The organism is Variovorax glucosi (assembly GCF_051216695.1).
Lineage (GTDB): Bacteria > Pseudomonadota > Gammaproteobacteria > Burkholderiales > Burkholderiaceae_C > Variovorax.
This window is the reverse complement of sequence record NZ_JBPJZE010000090.1, coordinates 1-1,464: the sequence shown is the minus strand read 5'-3', so window position 1 is coordinate 1,464 and position 1,464 is coordinate 1. Positions and strand designations below refer to the sequence as shown.

General features: G+C 64.9%; 2 protein-coding genes. Both read right to left on the bottom strand.

Annotation, left to right across the window (positions count from 1 at the left end):
- Positions 1–188 precede the first annotated feature (188 nt).
- A complete protein-coding gene (locus ACSFA3_RS23135; protein WP_435472146.1) occupies positions 189–884 on the bottom strand; it encodes a transposase in 696 nt (231 codons plus the stop codon).
- 32 nt (positions 885–916) lie between these two features.
- The coding region (locus ACSFA3_RS23130) for a class I SAM-dependent methyltransferase (protein WP_435507786.1) at positions 917–1,464 on the bottom strand (548 nt) is incomplete at its 5' end.

The following is a 1,464-nucleotide window of genomic DNA, read 5'->3' as shown; positions in this document are numbered from 1 at the left end:
ATGGGCGCGCTCCTTCAGTTTTCGCAGGGAAAGGGAGCATATTGCGATGCACAAAGAATGCCAAACACTTTAATAGGGGTCAGATTCTTATTAAATGTTGAGTTTTCTTATCGGAATTAAATTGGGGACATATCAAAAACAGGAGCACAAAGGCCAACCGGTGCGATGAATTGGCGCCGCTTTTCAGTTCAGGATGAACTGTTCGAGGGCGGCCGGCCGGCCTTGGCTTTGACCACGCGGCGGTCGGTGGACTTCTGCAGGTCATCGAGAAAATCGTCGTCGCCTGCAGCCCAGCCCCGCAAGGTGGCCTCGGTCAGCGCGCTCTGGTCAGCGGCGCGTACCCCTGCGCGCACCAACTCGACATACGCGGCCTCCCGCGCGAACGGCGTGTTGCCGAGCTCCCAATACAGCGGATGCGGCGTCAGCAGCCGGTCGTGCCGCAGGCCGGCGTAGTGGCCGTGGCTGGACCACGGAAAGTCGCGCGCATCGGCCACCATGCCCGCCCGCACTGGGTTGAGGTCGATGTAGGCCATGCATGTCAGCAGGTAGCGGTCGGTCTGGATCAGCGTCGACCGGTAGCGCCCCTCCCACAGCGTGCCGCTGCGGCCATGGCGATCGTTGAAATAGCGCACGTAGCTGCGGCCCACCGACTGCATGAACTGGGGCAGGCCGGTGGTGCTGTTGGGCGTGGCCAGCAGGTGGAAGTGGTTGTCCATCAGCACATAGGCGTGCAGCGCGATGCCGAAGCGCGTGGCGTTCTCGGCCAGCAGCGCGAGCAGCTTCTCGTGGTCTGCGCGGTCCACGAAGATCGGCTGACGGTTGTTGCCGCGCTGGATCACGTGGTGCGGCATGTCGGCCAGCGTGAGGCGGGGAAGGCGGGCCATGGGGTATGCGGACGCGAGTTGCGCGCCGGCGTTCAGGCGAGACGGAAGCGCGTGTCGCCCAGCGTGTCGAGCCCGAACTGCGCCAGCAGCTCGCGCAGCCGAGTCGCCGCACTCGCTTTGCGCTGCCCGGTGTAGCGCGCCAGGATCAGTTCGTTCTTCATGCTGTGCTCCCAGCCGACCAGTTCGGTCACCGTGACGCTGTAACCGTTGGCTTCGAGATACAGGCAGCGCAGCACGTTGGTGAGCTGACTGCCGATTTCGCGCGTATGCAGCGGATGGCGCCACAGCTCTGCCAGCGGTGTACGCGAGAGCGCCAGCGCCTTGGTTTCGCGCAGGCAGGCCGCCACTTCGGCCTGGCAGCAGGGCACGAGCACCATGCAGCGCGCCTTCTTGGCCAGTCCGAAGGCGATGGCGTCATCGGTGGCGGTGTCGCAGGCGTGCAGCGCAGTGACCACGTCGATCTGCTCCGGCAGTTCGCTCGCCTGCGCCGATTCGGCCACGGTGAGATTCAGGAACGACATGCGGTCGAAGCCCAGCCGCCGCGCCAGCGCGCGCGAACGCTCGACCAGTTCGCCGCGCG

Bases quoted from the DNA above. Each gene is read 5' to 3' on its own strand.
- ACSFA3_RS23135 (WP_435472146.1), bottom strand. From the start codon at position 884: ATGGCCCGCCTTCCCCGCCTCACGCTGGCCGACATGCCGCACCACGTG.